Raw genomic sequence first — 14,308 nt, 5'->3', positions numbered from 1 at the left:
TCGGGCATGAGCCTCTGTGCGAGGGTCTCGCTGTCGGCCGAGGCGTTCCGGCTGGCGGCGACGCTCTCGGCGCGGACGGACGTTCGCGTGTCGTTCGAGCGGGTCGTCCCGCTGGACTCGCGGGTGATGCCGTACCTCTGGATGACGGGGGCGGACGCCAGCGTGGACCAGCTTCGGGCGGACCCCGACGTCACCCGCGCCGAGCTGCTCGCGTCGTCGAACGGCGGGCTGCTAGTCGGCGTCGACTGGCGGACCGACCACCCGCTGCTCGGCGCGCTGTCCAACACCGACGCCGCCTGCCTGCGCGGTATCGGCACCACCGACGGCTGGCAGTTCTCGCTCCGCTTTCCCAGCCGGGACCGGCTGGCCGACTGCTACCGCGAGTGTGCCGAGGCCGGCGTCCCGCTGACGGTCGAACGGATCCACACGACCGCGTGGTCGGTCGAAGGGGGGCACGAGGCCGTGCTGACGGATCTCCAGCGGGAGACGCTCGCCGCGGCGCTCGAACGCGGCTACTTCGCCGTGCCGCGGGCGGCGACGCTCCAGGATCTCGCCCGCGAGTTCGACGTCTCCGACACCGCGATCTCCCAGCGCATCCGCCGGGGGGTCGCCCGCCTGCTGGCCGCGGAGTTGGGCGAGGACCGGCCGGCCGGCGGTACGGGGTCGTCCACGACTGGCGGAGCCGGCGACGCGCCGCCCGGCGACGACCTCCCCCAGTTCTAGGCGAGCACCGGTTGGGAGATGATCCAGAGCGACAGCACCGTGTAGCCGACCATGAGGACGACGAGCGGTGCGTGGGCGCGCCGCGCGTCCGTGACGGTGCCGTACCGGCGGACGGCGACGAAGTGGGCGGCGACGACCGCGACGACGTGGCCGAGCACGACGAGGAGGACCTGCGACCCCCAGAACGCGGGGAGCGGAAGCCACCCGAGCGGGCGGATCGGTCCCAGACCCGGCAGTAACGGGTCGAGCGCGATCTCGAGCGACTGCCCGAGACTCCGGGCCACGTAGGGGTAGTTGTGGGCGATCTCGTACGCCGCCGCGATGGGGAGCAGCGTCGGCGCGAACGCGCGGCGGGCCTCACCGGCGTCGCCCGCGACGGCGCCGAGGCGGTCAGAGAGCCGACAGCCCAGCCAGAACGTTGCCAGGAACCCCACGAACCCGACGCCGAACACGACCAGCAGCGCCGTCGGCCCGAGGCCGGTCGCCTCCCGGACCCGGAACAAGACGGTCTGGAACGCCCCCGTGTTGGCGAACCCGTCGAAGCTCACGACGTACACCATCGCGACCGCGAGCACGACGAGTGCGGGCCCGTTCAGTGGCGACAGGGCCCCCGTCCAGGGGAACCGTGCCTCGATCGCGTACCCCGAGTCGGCGCGTCGGACCCGGAGCGGGGCGACCGTGCCGAACAGGCGGTAGAACGCACCCAGCGGGTCCGCCCGCCGGAGCCACGCGGGTCCGAAGAGGACCGCGCCGCCGGTCATCGCGAGCGCGTACGCCGCGAGGACGGCGCTCGTCAGCCGCGGCACCAGCGGGACGTTCGTCAGGTTCTCGACGGCGCCGAACAGACAGAGGAAGCCGACCGTCGCCGGCCACGCGCCGAACGGCGGCTCCCGGGAGAGCAGCGAGACGGTGTCGCCCTCGACCCACGCGAGCCCCTCGTACACCGTGCGCCACGGCGACAGCAGCGCCCAGGGGTTCCCGACGAGGATCGCGACGATCGCGAGCCCGCGGAACCAGACCGCCCACGTGAACACGACCGCGAAGCTCTCCGCGGGCGCCTGCGACCCGACGACGCCGAGCAGGAGTGCGGCGACCACACAGAGAAGGAACCCGAGCGAGAGCGCGGTTCGCAGCGTCCCGACGACCGCCGCCGGCACCGTCAGCAGCGTCCGATCGGTCGTGGGCGGCGTCACACGGTCGGTCCATCCCAGCCACGCCGCCGTCAGCGCGACGGTCGCCCCCGCACCGAGCAGCAGGAACGGGAGCGGGATCGGCGCGTCGAACCGCGACCCCGTGATCGCGTGGGCGCTCGCCCGAACGGGAGCGACGCCGAGTGCGAGCAGCCAGACGCCCGCCAGCGAACGCCGGGACGGCGCGGGACCCATCGTGCCGGCCCCTCCGTCCCGTGGGGCAAAAACTCCCCCGTAGTCGGGACGTGGTTTCGACCGTCTCGGCAGGGCTCCGTGGTCGGACCCGAGTAGTACGAACGTCGAAAGCCAGGGGCGGACGGGAGCGTTTATCCCTCGGATCGAAGTAGAGACGAACGATGCGGACAGCCACGGGAGTCGCCCTCCTGGCCGTGCTCGTGGTGCTCGGCGGGGTCGGGGGGATCGCACTCACGCTCGACGGCGGCGGCGGATCGCTCGAGGAGGCGTGGGTGAGCGACACCGGGCGGGACGTCCAGTCGAACCACCACGCCGCGGCCGCGGGTGTCGTCGACGGCGAGGGGATGGTGTACGCGCCGATCAGCGGCCGTAGCGACACGCCGAACTGCGCGCTGTACGGGCTGTACGGCGAGAACGGCTCCGCGGACTGGCAGTACGGGATCCCGCCACAGAACTGTACGATCCACTCGGTCGCGAACCCGGCGCTTTCGGACTACGACGCCGACGGCCGGCAGGAGGTGCTGGTCGCGACGACCGAACAGGAGCTCGTCTCGCTCGACGCCGCGAACGGGTCGGTCGCGTTCCGGGCGCCGCTGTCCAGCTACGGCTACTCGAAGCCCGTCGTGGCCGACCTGCTGGGCGACGACGCAAAGGAGATCGTCGCCGTCGACGTGCGCGGGACGGTGTTCGTCTTCGACGACGAGGGGGCGGAGCTGTGGTCGCGCGAACTCGACACGTACACGTGGGGGACGCCCGCCGTGGACGACTTCGACGGCGACGGCGCGGCGGAGGTCGGGGTCGGCACCGGCGAGGGGCGCGTGGTCATGTACGACGGGAACGGCTCCCGGGAGTGGCGAACGCGGTCGATCGGCGACTCGGTGAACTGGATGACTACCGGACCGATCGGTGACGGGACCGGGATCGCGGTCGGGATGACCGACGGCACCGTCGCGCTCGTCGACGCCGCCGACGGCGACGTGCGCTGGCGGAAGGCGTTCGGCGACTTCGGCGCGGTCCACGCGTTCGCGGACGCCGACGACGACGGGACGGCCGAGGTGTACGCGACCGCGCGGGACGGCGACCTCCGGAGCGTCGACGCCGAGACCGGGCAGGTCGAGTGGACGACGACGCTGACGGGCGCCGACGTCCAGATGATGCCGCCGCCGGTGCTCGGGGACGTCGACGGCGACGAGGCGCCCGAACTGGTGGCGCCCACGAACGACGGGCGCGTCTCGGTCGTCGATCCGGCGACCGGCGACGTGCAGGCCACCTACGAGCGCGACGTGCCGATCTACACGTACCCGCGGCTCGCGGACACCGACGGCGACGGGCGGGCGGAGATCCACGTCGTCTACGCCGACGGGCGAGTGGTGATGCTGGAAGCGACCGGCGGCTGAGGGTGGTCACGCTCCCTCGCCGTGTTTTCGACGCCGGGACCGGAACCGACAGGGGCGTCCAGCCCCAACTGGCGGCGTGAATCAGTTCGGAGCCGAGTCGCCTGCCCACCGCTCCCCGCCGTCAGAACGGGGAGTACACCGGCACCTCGACGTGCGGGATGGAGATCCCAAACAGTTCGAGGCCGTGGGCGATCGGCATCCAGCCCATCACGAGGAAGGCGACGCCGAGGGCGCGGTGGAGTCGGTCCCGGTGGCGGTTCCCGATCGACTGGATCACGGTGCCGTAGAGGAACAGCGTCGGGAACGTGCCCAGCCCGAGCAGCGCCAGCGAGACGGCGCCGACGGCGGGCGATCCCCGGGCGAACGCGTAGAGGAAGGCGGGGTAGAGGATCGGGCAGGGGAGCAGGCCGTGGACGAGCCCGAGGCCGACGATCCCCGGCCCGTTCGCCCACTCCTCGACGTGGGCAGTCAGGCGGCCGTAGACCTTCCCGAACCAGCCGCCGCCACCGCCGAACAGCCCGTGGCCGCCGAACTGGCCGAGGGCGTAGCGGGCGCCGACGACGAGGATGAGGACGCCGACGACCAGCCCGGAGACCGCACGGACGGTGTCGCCGACCGCGGTCACGGTGTCCGCCGCGCCGAAGACGACCGAGCCGAGCGCGCCGAACAGCGCGCCGATAACGGCGTAGCTAACTGTCCGGCCCGCGTTGAACAGCGCGTGCTGGCGCACCTCGAACAGCGAGAGCACGTTCTCGCTCTCGCTCTCCATCCGGTCGGCGTACATCGTCACCAGCGGGCCGCACATCCCCAGACAGTGGGCGCCGCCCAGCAGCCCGACGACGAGGAACACGCCGGTCTCGACCTCGCTGGTCGGCAGCGGGCCGACGTGGGCCGGCAGCGTCGGAATCATCGCTCACCTCGGCGGGTTTGCCGGGTCGGCGACGGTCGGTCACGAGTCACGATCCGGTGCTACGGGCTGGAGGGGGTTTTCAGTTCTGGTCCGACTCTCGAACGTCGGGGGGTGATCGCTCGATGACGGCCGCGCAGGCCGAACAGACCGACGAGGTGGGGGAGTGTGCGCTCTGTGGCCTCCCGCTCTCCCGTGGCCGTGTCGAGGGCGAGGACGCGGTGTACTGCTGTACGGGCTGTCGGGACGTCCACGACGCGCTCGGCGACGAAGCGGTCGACGCCGACGACGTGCGCGAGGCGGCGGCCGACGACGCCGCGCTCGACGAGGAGCCTCCCGAGGGGTACGAGCGATCGTACTTCCACGTCAGCGGGATGCACTGTACGACTTGCGAGGCGTTCCTTGAGTCCGTCGCAGGGAAGACGGCGGGGATCGACGGCGCGCAAGCGAGCTACGTCACCGAGACGGTCCGCGTCGACCACGACCCCGAGACCCTCGACGAGGACGGGGTCGAGGACCGGCTCACGACCGCGGGCTACGTCGCCGACGACCGCGAGGAGGCGACCGCCGGTTCCCACGCCGAGGAGACGCTGCTCTGGCGGATCGCGGCGGGCGTGATGCTCGGGATGGCGGTGATGCTCCCGTACTTCGTCTACATCTACCCCGTCCACTTCGGGCTCTACCCGCCGTGGCTGGCCGAGATGGCCCGCAACCAGCTCCAGGGCGCGACGTACTTCTACGCCGTCCTCTTCCTGCTGACCTCGCTGGTGCTGTTCGGCGTCGGGAAACCCATCCTCCGGGGCGCGATCGTGAGCTTGCGGGCGAGAGCGCCGAACATGGACCTGCTGGTGGCGCTGGCGGCGATCAGCGCGTTCGCGTACAGCACGCTGGCGGCCGCGCTCGGCCGGATCGACATCTACTTCGACGTCACCGTCGCCATCGTCGTGGTCGTCACCGCCGGCAACTACTACGAGTCCTCGATCAAGAAGCGCGCGATGGGGATGCTCTCCGAGCTGGGCGACGAGCAGGTGTCGGAGGCGACCCTGCTCGACGACGGGGGGACGACCACCGTCGACGTGAGTCAGCTCTCGGAGGGCGATCACGTGCTCGTCCGGACCGGCGACCGCATCCCCGTCGACGGCACCGTCGTCGACGGCGAGGGGACCGTCGACGAGGCGGTCGTCACCGGCGAGTCCCTCCCCGTCTCGAAGGAGCCGGGCGACGAGGTCGTCGGCGGTGCGGTGCTGTCGGACGGCTCGCTCACCGTCGAGGTGGGCGAGGGCGCGACCAGCAGCATCGACCGCGTGACGAACCTGCTGTGGAACCTCCAGAGCGCCAACAGCGGCGTCCAGAAGCTCGCCGACCGGCTGGCGGTGATCTTCGTCCCCGCCGTCGTGCTGCTGGCGGCGGTCGCGGGGGGCGCCTACCTCGCGCTCGGTGCGGGCCCGACGCAGGCGGTGCTCGTCTCGCTGACCGTGCTGCTCGTCTCCTGTCCGTGTGCGCTGGGGCTGGCGACGCCGCTGGCGGTCGCCTCCGGCATCCGTGACGCCATCGAGCGGAGCATCGTCGTGTTCGACGAGACGGTGTTCGAGCGGTTCCGCGGCGTCGACACCGTGGTGTTCGACAAGACGGGCACGCTCACGACGGGCGAACTGGAGGTCAAACGGGCGGACGCCCCCGAGACCGCGCTCGCGGTCGCCGGCGCGCTCGAACGCCGCTCCTCCCACCCCGTGGCGTCCGCAATCGCCGACGCGTTCGCGGGCGCGGACGACTCGGTCGAGACGTTCGAGAGCCACGCCAACGGCGTCGCGGGGACTGTCGACGGCGCGGAAGCCGTCGTCGGCCACCCGGACCTGTTCGACGAGTACGGCTGGGCTGTCCCGGAGGAGCTGCGCGATCGCGCAGCCGAGGTCCGCTCGAACGGCGACCTCCCGATCCTCGTCGGTCGCGACGGCGAAGCCGAGGGCGTGATCGTCCTCGGCGACCAGCCCCGGCCGGGCTGGGAGGAGACCGTTACCGGACTCGCGGATCGCGGGGTCAGCGTGGTGCTGCTCACCGGCGACGAGTCCGAGGCGACGGCGACGTTCCGCGACCACCCCGCGATCGATCAGGTGTTCGCCGGCGTGCCGCCGGAGGGGAAGGCGGAGACGGTCCGCCGCCTCGGCGCGGGGCGGACGCTCGCGATGGTCGGCGACGGCACCAACGACGGGCCCGCGCTGGCCAGCGCCGACATCGGGATCGCGCTGGGCAGCGGCACCGCCATTGCGGTCGACGCCGCCGACGTGGCGATCGTCGACGACGACCTGGGCTCGGTGGAGACGGTGTTCGACCTCTCGCGGGCGACCGGGACGCGCGTGAAACAGAACATCGGCTGGGCGTTCTGCTACAACGGGATCGCGATCCCGCTGGCGCTGACGGGGCTGCTCAATCCCCTGTTCGCCGCGGTCGCGATGGCCGCGAGCAGCCTGCTGGTCGTGACGAACTCTTCGCGCCCGCTGCTCGAGGAGTAGGCGCACTCGCTCCCACGAGAGCACTGAATCGGGGCTCAGGGAAGTTCGGCCGCCGCGTCGACCAGTTCTTCCTCCGTTTGCCAGCGGTACAGTCGGTCCGCTTCCGCGAACAGTTCGAAGACGCCGTCCTGCATCCAGCCGAACGGGTGTTCCTCGTCCTCGTACTCGCGTTTGAGGACGTGGCTCTTCTCGAAGTACTCGTTCGTCCCGACGAGCAGTCCCTGTTCGACGAGGAAGTCGCTCGGCTCCTTCTCCGCGACGCCGACGAGGTACGTGACGACGTCGGCGATCAAGCAGAACTTCTGGATGCTGTTGTCCCACTCGCCGCGGATATCGACCATTCGGAACGCGTAGGCGTCCTGCCGGCGGTTGAGCCGGTCGACCACGCGGTTCAGCCGCCGGATCGGCTCGCGGTCGTAGTTGCCCAGTACGAAGTACGACTGCTCGGTCTCGTAGACGGGGGTCAGTTCGCTCAGCGCGTGGAGGATTTCCTCGTTGTCCGCCAGCGTGATCTCCGCTTCGTCGAGGCGCTCGGTCGCGCTGGTGAGAACCTCCTCTGGAACGGGCGACTCCTCGTCGGCCATACGGCTCCCTGTCGTCGCGGGGGGATATGGTTCGTACGGTGCGGGACCGGCGAGCGAGCGGAAGTTACTCCAGAGTGATTTACTCCAGAGTAAACTACTTCCGTCTCGGGCGTGTACGGACGCCCATGAGCACCGACCTCGACGCCGGCGGCGGTGGAGAGAGCCGGGAGCTCCTCCACTTCGTCACCCAGCAGACCCGGTTCGCGATCCTCACCAACATCCTCCAGCATCCCGATCAGCTCCCCTCGATGTACGAACTCGAGGCGCTGAACCCCACCGTCAGCGACGCGACCGTGTACAAACACGTCCAGAAGCTGATCGACGCCGGGATCGTCGAGGCGGTCGCGCTGGACGACGATCGGCGTCGCCAGGGGTACCCCTGGAAGTTCTACGGGCTCACCGACGAGGGCCGCGAGTTCCTCGAAGATCACAACGTTCTCGCGGCCGAGGAGACGCTCCGGCGGATCTACGAGAGCATCGGCGACAAGCCCGAGAAGATGGTCAAGTACGAGAACGCCCCTCGCCCCGAGGCGTAGTTCGGCGGCGACGGCAGCGAACGTCGGTCACGACCCCGTCGACGGCCGCCGACCGTAGCCTAAGGTAGCTGAGGTAGCTGAGGTACCTACCTCGGCTCGGGTAGCTGCGATAGGCAGATTCAAGTCCCCACAACCGCAGCGTGTACACGATATGGGGCCGACCACGGCGGAGTAGTCACCTGAGGTAGCTACGGTAGGGGCGCGTTACCGGTCGCGCAATTCGACTTAGCTACCTTAGCCACCTTAGGTGTGTTAGCGACCGTCGCCGCCTCATCCACAGCCATGACCGACACGGAACCGCGGGCGGTCAGCGTCGGGGTGTTGAAGGGGGGGTTCGGGAAGACCACCACCGCGATCAACACCGCACGCGAGCTCGCCCACCGGAACGACAGCGCCCTCGTCGTCGACCTCGACGACAACGGGCACATGACCAGACAGCTCGGCTTCGAGGACGCGTACACGAGCGACACCAACCACGCCCAGCGCGTGCTGATCGACGGCGAGGAGCCGACCCAGTACGCGGTGAACGTCGTCGACGGGCTGGACCTGTTCCCGGCCCACACCGAACTGGAGTCCGTCGAGAACGAGCTCCGGAACGCGACGATGGGGAGCGCCCGACTCCGGAAACACCTCGTCGACCCGCTGCTCGGCGACGAGTACGAGTACGTCGTCGTCGACTGCCCGGCGAACCGCGGCAAACTCAACGACAACGCGATGTACGCCACTCGCAACATCATCATCCCACTCAAACCCGAGAGCGGCTACGACTCCGGCCTCTCGAACACGATCCAGCGGCTGGTCGAGGACGCCCGCGAGTACTTCGAACTCGACATCCTCGCGGTGACGCCGACCGCGCTGAACGGCCGGATCGACCAGGACACCCGCGACCGCGGGCTGCTCGAACAGCTCAACTCCCTCGACATCGCCGACGACATCGTCCCCTCCTACGCCCGGATCACCGACGAGGAGTGGGACGCGATCGACGCCGGCGAGTACGAGGGTGAGCTCCCCGGGATCCGCTTCCGGGGCGCGATCGACGCCGCCCACGACGCCGCGCTCCCGGTCCGGGACTACGACGGGAGCTGTGACCAGTTGGAGAACTACGCGGAGCTGGCAGAGATCGTCGAACAGGGAGGGATCGACCGATGACGGGGTTCGACGACCTGAACGAGGCCGGCAAGGAGGGGGCAACGACGGACGAGCCCGAGGCGGACGACGAGTCGGACTCCGACGCGGCCTCGGCCGACGACGACGGCGTCGACGAGCCGGCGTTCCCGTTCGACGAGGCGGTCCAGGCCCAGATCTACCCCCGGAAGTCGACCCACGAGGCGTTCGAGGACTTCCTCGACATCGACGTTCGCCGCCACCTCCGCGAGCGGGAGATCCGCAACGAAACGGGCCGAGAGCTCCACGAGGCAGTGCTGCGGGTCGCGATGGAGCATCCCGAGGAGATCGCCGGGGAACTCGAAGCCCAGCGGCAGGAGTGAGCGTGTTGCAGACCGTGCGAGGCGGAGCCCACGCTTTAGTCGTGACCGCCCGACCCTGAACTATGGACCGACGGACGCTTCTGGCGACGGTTTGTACCGGTACGGCGGCGGTCTCGGGCTGCCTGTCGCTTCTTCGGTCGGGCAGGGCGGACACACCGTTGCCGGACGTTCCCGAGGGGTCTTGGACACAGCACGGGGCCGACGGCGCCAACACGTTCGCGTCGGCCGTCTCCGCACCGCCGCGGGGGAACCTGGCGTGGACCTCGGCGGCGTTCACACGGTGGACGCCAGTGATCGCCGACGGCACCGTCTACACCACGAACTTCGACCCCAGCAACGACGGGAGCGCGCTCGCTCTCGACGCACGGGACGGCAGCGAACAGTGGCGAACGACACTCGATGGGGCGGGTGACCACGGGAGAGCCCTCGTCGACGGGCGCTTCGTCGTGGCACACGAGCGGGAACTCGTCGCCCTCGACCGACGGAACGGTGACGTCCGCTGGCGACGCCCGCTCGAACGGACGGACGGCAGGTCCGGGTACGCCCCGGAACTGCTCGCCGTGGACGACGCGTCGGGAACGGTCCTGCTCCCGCGTCGGGACGGGCTCGAGGCGTTCCGGGTCGCGGACGGCGAACCCGACTGGGAGACGGCCGAGATAACGCGCCAGTTCGTCACGCCCGCGATTCACGACGGAGCCGTCTACACGATCGGGCGTATCGACGGTACCGAAAGCCTCGCAGCGTTCGCCCTCAACGACGGAACGACACGCTGGACGACGGCGCTCGAGGAGCCGTCGACGGACGCGGCGCCGGTGGCGACCGACCGCGGCGTCCTCGTCGCGGACGGGAACACGCTCGGCGTCCACGACCCGGAGACGGGGGACAGAGACAGTGCGCTCCGCCCGTTCGAGGACGGGGAGACGGTGACGACGGTCGCCGCGGACGGCGGCACGGCGTTCGTGGAGACCGACGAGCGAATCCTCGCGGTCGACGTGGAGACCGGAACGACGCGGACGCTGCACGACGGTGGGGTGTCCCCCCGAGGGATCTGCGTCGGGGACGGGACGGTGGTTGCCGCGGTGGACGGCTCCGAGTACGTTTCCGACCACCGCGAGACGATCACCGCGTTCGACCGCGAGACGGGGAACGTGCGGTGGAGCTACCCGTTGGACGGGTTCCACTCGCTGACGATCCCGCCGATACTCGCCGACGGCGCGGTGTTCTTCGCGACCAGCAGCATCGACGCCCTGGCCGCCCTCGGGGACGTTCCTGCGGCGGGGTAGCTGTCTCCAGTCGTCTCTCGCGCCGGGGCGTGGGACGGTTCCGAGGTTCCGGGGAACGACCCATAGCGTTTGCGAACGCGGGAGGCTCCCCGGCCGTGGATTTGAGTATCGCAATATAGGATTTATCAGGTCCGGTACAGGGGGTCGGAAGTTCGGGTCCTAGCAGGGTGACCGAGTTCACCCTAACAACCGTACGTGTGTTACGTGTCGATCCGTAAGCCTATATCGCCGGGGGCGTAGGGTGAGGTAGTGAGCGACTCCGGAACGTCGAACGGGGCAGGCCGACGGGGCAAGGTAGTACAGCTGATCGAGGAGCACGAGCTCGACGGGATCGGCGACCGGCTCGAGCGTCGCTGGACGGCCGACGGCGACGAACGGATGAGCCTCCGCGATCTCGCCGACGAGTTCAACCGTGAACTCCTCCGAACCGCGATGGCCGAGGCGGGGATGCAGCTCCTCGACGGGGAAGTCGACAACACCTACCGGCTGTTGACGGGCGGCGACGTCAGCGGCGCCGACCGGACCCGGACCGAACGCCAGCTCCGACGGGAGGGGGTCGACGTCGACCGACTTCAGGAGGAGTTCGTCACGTACCAGGCGATCCGGACGTTCCTCAAGAGCGACCGCGGCGCGTCGTACGACGCGGACGCGGGGGACCGCGCCGAGTCGGGGAAGGAGCAGATCGGACGGCTCAAGGGACGCGTCCGGACGGTCACCGACAGCAAACTGGAGCAGCTCCGGCGAAACGACGAGATCGAGCTGGGATCGTTCCGGACGCTCGTCGAGGTGAACGTACTGTGTGAGGACTGCGGTGCGCAGTACGACGTCGAGACGCTGCTCGACCGCGGCGGCTGTGACTGCGACGCGTGAACGGCCGGCCCGGTTCGACAGCCGACATGTTTATACGAGCCGCGCTGACAGCACGCCTATGCAACGACAACAGGCGTCGGCACCTGCGGCGACGATCCACGCCAGAAACATCGGGGGGATCGAGGAGACGGAAGTCACGTTCGAGCCCGGCGTGACGATCCTCGTCGGGCGGAACGCGACGAACCGGACCTCGTTCCTCCAGGCGGTGATGGCCGCGCTCGGGAGCGGAAACGTCGCGATGAAGGGCGACGCCGACGAGGCCGAGGCCACGCTCGAACTGGGCGAGGAGACGTACACCCGAACGTTCAGGCGACGCGACGGCGGCGTCGAGCGCGCCGGCGAGCCGTACCTCGACGATCCGGCGCTCGCGGAGCTGTTCGCGTTCCTGCTGGAGTCGAACGAGGCACGGCGCGCGGTCGCGACGAACGCGGATCTCCGGGAGCTGATCATGCGCCCGGTCGACACCGACGAGATCGAGGCCGAGATCGACCGGCTGCAGGACCGCCGGGAGACGCTCGAGACGGAGCTCGACGCGATCGACGACCGGAAGGGGGAGCTCCGGGAGCTGGAGGACCGCCGCGAGACGCTCCGTGAGGAGATCGAGGCGACGAAAGCCGAACTCGAGGAGACCGAGGCCGAACTCGACGCGGCCGACGGCGACGTCGCGGCGCGGCGCGAGGAGCAGTCCGAGCTGGAGGACCGGCTCGCCGAGCTCCGCGAGAAGCGGGCCCAGCTCGACGACGTTCGGTACGAGCTCGAGACCGAACAGGAGAGCCTCGCGGCGCTGGAGACCGAACGCCGGGAGTGTGAGTCCGAGCTCGAGGCGCTGGCGGACGACCCGGACGCGGACGCCGACGGGATCGACTCCCGGCTCCGTGAGCTCCGGGAACGGAAGGGGGAGCTCGAGTCCCAGGTGAACGAGCTCCAGAGCGTGATCCGGTTCAACGAGGGGATGCTCGACGACGACGGGGCGGCGGTCCCGGCTGAGCTGGCCGGCAGCGGGGACGAGAGCGTGACGGACAAGCTGGTCGACGACAGCGTCACCTGCTGGACCTGCGGCACCGCGGTCGAGCCCGGGCAGATCGAGTCGACCGTCGAGCAGCTGCGCGAACACAGCCAGTCGAAAGTCGGCGAGGTCGACCGGCTGGAGGACGAGATCGAGGAGCTCCAGTCCGAGAAACGCGAGATCGAGCGCACGCAGCGCGAGCGCGAACGGCTCGAGCGCCGGCTGGGCGAGCTCGACGACGAGATCGAGGCGACCGAGGCGACCGTCGAGGAGCTCCGGGACCGTCGGGAGTCACTGACCGGGGAGATCGAGCGCGTCGAGGCCGCAGTCGACGAGCTCGAGGAGGAGGAGTACGGCGACGTGCTCGAGCTCCACAAAACCGCGAACGAGCTGGAGTACGAGCTCGGCCGGCTGGAGACCGATCTGGAGGACGTCGAGGCCGAGATCGCCGACGCCGAGGAGCGCATCGGCGAGGAGGAGGAAGTTCGGGACGAGCTCGACGAGGCGAACGAGCGGATCGAACAGCTTCGAACGCGCATCGATCGGATCGAGCGCGAGGCCGTCGACTCGTTCAACGACCACATGGCGTCGGTGCTGGGGCTGCTCGACTACGACAACCTCGACCGGATCTGGATCGAGCGCGTCGAGCAGGAGGTCCGGAAGGGCCGCCGGAAGGAGACGGAACGCGCCTTCGAGCTCCACGTCGTCCGCACGACCGACTCCGGCGCCGCCTACGAGGACACCGTCGACCACCTCTCGGAGAGCGAGCGGGAGGTGACGGGGCTGGTGTTCGCGCTCGCGGGCTACTTGGTCCACGACGTGTCGGAGACGGTGCCGTTCGTGCTGCTGGACTCGCTGGAGGCGATCGACTCCGCGCGCATCGCGGCGCTGGTCGACTACTTCGCGACCCACGCGCAGTACCTCGTGGTCGCGCTCCTGCCGGAGGACGCCGCCGAACTCGACGACGGCCACGAGCGAGTCAGCGAGATCTGATCGCCGCCGCCTTCCACCCACCCCGGCCCGACACGCCACCTCTGTACCGCCGGTCCGACGATACTGTTAACACCCCCCGCGCCGGCAGGAAGGGTATGAGCGAATCGCCGTTCGACGCGTTCGACGCGATCGACACCCAGATCCTGGTGATCCTCTCGGAGGACCCGCGGATGTCCTACCAGAAGCTCTCCCGACGGCTCGCCGAGGAGGGGTACGAGATGAGCGCCGAGGGGGTCCGCCGGCGGGTGACGGATCTGATGGCGGCGACGACACCGTTCTTCCTGCTCGACCCCGAGCGGCTGGCGTGGGAGATCGTCCGGATCTCCGTCCGGGCGACCGACGGCCCCGGCGACAAGCAGGAGGCGTTCGACCGCATCGCGGACCTGCCGTTCTGGCACGTCACCAAGGGGATCGGCACGTACGACATCTACGGCGTCGGGATGGCCCCCACGCTGGCCGACGTCGAGGAGATGGTGTCGGAGATCCGCGGGTACGACTGCGTGGCCCGGATCGACTTCATCGTCGTCACGGACCGCCGGAGCGATCTGGAGGACTACTACCGCCAGGGGCTCCGCGAGGGCGACGACTGAGCCGGGGGTATTTCTCCCTCCGGCCGGTAGCGGGAGG

Annotated in this window: 13 protein-coding genes; 10 read left to right on the top strand and 3 right to left on the bottom strand. The window is 69.8% G+C overall.

Annotation, left to right across the window (positions count from 1 at the left end):
* Positions 1-6 precede the first annotated feature (6 nt).
* The gene (locus tag B9G49_RS01620) at positions 7-723 is read left to right on the top strand and encodes a helix-turn-helix domain-containing protein (RefSeq protein WP_086215169.1); all 717 of its coding nucleotides are present in this window, start codon (positions 7-9) and stop codon (positions 721-723) included.
* Here B9G49_RS01620 and B9G49_RS01615 read toward each other — a convergent pair.
* The gene (locus tag B9G49_RS01615; RefSeq protein ID WP_086215168.1) at positions 720-2,108 is read right to left on the bottom strand and encodes a hypothetical protein; all 1,389 of its coding nucleotides are present in this window, start codon (positions 2,106-2,108) and stop codon (positions 720-722) included. The two genes, B9G49_RS01620 and B9G49_RS01615, sit on opposite strands and share 4 nt — an antisense overlap.
* A 161-nt stretch (positions 2,109-2,269) precedes the next feature.
* Here B9G49_RS01615 and B9G49_RS01610 point away from each other — a divergent pair, with 161 nt between their 5' ends.
* Complete coding sequence (locus B9G49_RS01610) at positions 2,270-3,505, top strand: PQQ-binding-like beta-propeller repeat protein (protein ID WP_086215167.1); 1,236 nt, start codon at positions 2,270-2,272, stop codon at positions 3,503-3,505.
* A 121-nt stretch (positions 3,506-3,626) separates the two neighbouring features.
* Here B9G49_RS01610 and B9G49_RS01605 read toward each other — a convergent pair whose 3' ends face one another.
* Complete coding sequence (locus B9G49_RS01605; RefSeq protein ID WP_086215166.1) at positions 3,627-4,415, bottom strand: sulfite exporter TauE/SafE family protein; 789 nt, start codon at positions 4,413-4,415, stop codon at positions 3,627-3,629.
* 122 nt (positions 4,416-4,537) lie between these two features.
* Between B9G49_RS01605 and B9G49_RS01600 the strand changes: the two genes are divergently transcribed.
* Positions 4,538-6,922: a cation-translocating P-type ATPase gene (locus tag B9G49_RS01600; RefSeq protein WP_086215165.1), complete on the top strand. Its 2,385-nt coding sequence runs from the start codon at positions 4,538-4,540 to the stop codon at positions 6,920-6,922.
* A gap of 35 nt (positions 6,923-6,957) precedes the next feature.
* On the opposite strand, the gene B9G49_RS01595 is transcribed toward B9G49_RS01600, so the two are convergent.
* Positions 6,958-7,506: a hypothetical protein gene (locus B9G49_RS01595; protein WP_086215164.1), complete on the bottom strand. Its 549-nt coding sequence runs from the start codon at positions 7,504-7,506 to the stop codon at positions 6,958-6,960.
* 125 nt (positions 7,507-7,631) lie between these two features.
* On the opposite strand from B9G49_RS01595, the gene B9G49_RS01590 reads away from it, so the two are divergent.
* The 7 genes from B9G49_RS01590 to B9G49_RS01560 all read left to right on the top strand — a co-directional run bounded on the left by B9G49_RS01590 (position 7,632) and on the right by B9G49_RS01560 (position 14,271).
* A complete protein-coding gene (locus tag B9G49_RS01590; protein WP_086215163.1) occupies positions 7,632-8,042 on the top strand; it encodes a MarR family winged helix-turn-helix transcriptional regulator in 411 nt (136 codons plus the stop codon).
* A gap of 282 nt (positions 8,043-8,324) precedes the next feature.
* Positions 8,325-9,191, top strand: coding sequence for a ParA family protein (locus tag B9G49_RS01585; RefSeq protein WP_086215162.1), 867 nt, complete (start codon positions 8,325-8,327; stop codon positions 9,189-9,191).
* Complete coding sequence (locus B9G49_RS01580) at positions 9,188-9,529, top strand: hypothetical protein (RefSeq protein WP_086215161.1); 342 nt, start codon at positions 9,188-9,190, stop codon at positions 9,527-9,529. The genes B9G49_RS01585 and B9G49_RS01580 overlap by 4 nt, the downstream gene beginning before the upstream one ends.
* 62 nt (positions 9,530-9,591) lie before the next feature.
* Entirely contained in the window at positions 9,592-10,812 is a 1,221-nt protein-coding gene (locus B9G49_RS01575) for a PQQ-binding-like beta-propeller repeat protein (RefSeq protein WP_086215160.1), read from the top strand.
* A 249-nt stretch (positions 10,813-11,061) separates the two neighbouring features.
* Positions 11,062-11,682, top strand: a complete 621-nt coding sequence (gene rdfA, locus B9G49_RS01570; protein WP_086215159.1) for a rod-determining factor RdfA — start codon at positions 11,062-11,064, stop codon at positions 11,680-11,682.
* A 58-nt stretch (positions 11,683-11,740) separates the two neighbouring features.
* Positions 11,741-13,681 carry an archaea-specific SMC-related protein gene (locus B9G49_RS01565; RefSeq protein WP_086215158.1) on the top strand — a complete coding sequence of 647 codons (1,941 nt, stop codon included), beginning with the start codon at positions 11,741-11,743 and terminating at the stop codon, positions 13,679-13,681.
* Positions 13,682-13,776: 95 nt separating this feature from the next.
* Positions 13,777-14,271 carry an Lrp/AsnC family transcriptional regulator gene (locus tag B9G49_RS01560; protein ID WP_086215157.1) on the top strand — a complete coding sequence of 165 codons (495 nt, stop codon included), beginning with the start codon at positions 13,777-13,779 and terminating at the stop codon, positions 14,269-14,271.
* Positions 14,272-14,308: the final 37 nt, after the last annotated feature.

It is taken from the genome of Halorubrum sp. SD683 (assembly GCF_002135045.1).
Lineage (GTDB): Archaea > Halobacteriota > Halobacteria > Halobacteriales > Haloferacaceae > Halorubrum > Halorubrum ezzemoulense.
This window is presented reverse-complemented; position numbering and strand designations above follow the sequence as displayed.

Excerpts from the sequence above, each read along its gene's own strand:
- B9G49_RS01585 (WP_086215162.1), top strand. The coding sequence starts at position 8,325 with ATGACCGACACGGAACCGCGGGCGGTCAGCGTCGGGGTGTTGAAGGGG.
- B9G49_RS01600 (WP_086215165.1), top strand. The coding sequence starts at position 4,538 with ATGACGGCCGCGCAGGCCGAACAGACCGACGAGGTGGGGGAGTGTGCG.
- B9G49_RS01610 (WP_086215167.1), top strand. The coding sequence starts at position 2,270 with ATGCGGACAGCCACGGGAGTCGCCCTCCTGGCCGTGCTCGTGGTGCTC.
- B9G49_RS01620 (WP_086215169.1), top strand. The coding sequence starts at position 7 with ATGAGCCTCTGTGCGAGGGTCTCGCTGTCGGCCGAGGCGTTCCGGCTG.
- B9G49_RS01615 (WP_086215168.1), bottom strand. The coding sequence starts at position 2,108 with ATGGGTCCCGCGCCGTCCCGGCGTTCGCTGGCGGGCGTCTGGCTGCTC.
- B9G49_RS01595 (WP_086215164.1), bottom strand. The coding sequence starts at position 7,506 with ATGGCCGACGAGGAGTCGCCCGTTCCAGAGGAGGTTCTCACCAGCGCG.
- B9G49_RS01605 (WP_086215166.1), bottom strand. The coding sequence starts at position 4,415 with ATGATTCCGACGCTGCCGGCCCACGTCGGCCCGCTGCCGACCAGCGAG.
- B9G49_RS01565 (WP_086215158.1), top strand. The coding sequence starts at position 11,741 with ATGCAACGACAACAGGCGTCGGCACCTGCGGCGACGATCCACGCCAGA.
- B9G49_RS01580 (WP_086215161.1), top strand. The coding sequence starts at position 9,188 with ATGACGGGGTTCGACGACCTGAACGAGGCCGGCAAGGAGGGGGCAACG.
- B9G49_RS01590 (WP_086215163.1), top strand. The coding sequence starts at position 7,632 with ATGAGCACCGACCTCGACGCCGGCGGCGGTGGAGAGAGCCGGGAGCTC.
- B9G49_RS01575 (WP_086215160.1), top strand. The coding sequence starts at position 9,592 with ATGGACCGACGGACGCTTCTGGCGACGGTTTGTACCGGTACGGCGGCG.
- B9G49_RS01560 (WP_086215157.1), top strand. The coding sequence starts at position 13,777 with ATGAGCGAATCGCCGTTCGACGCGTTCGACGCGATCGACACCCAGATC.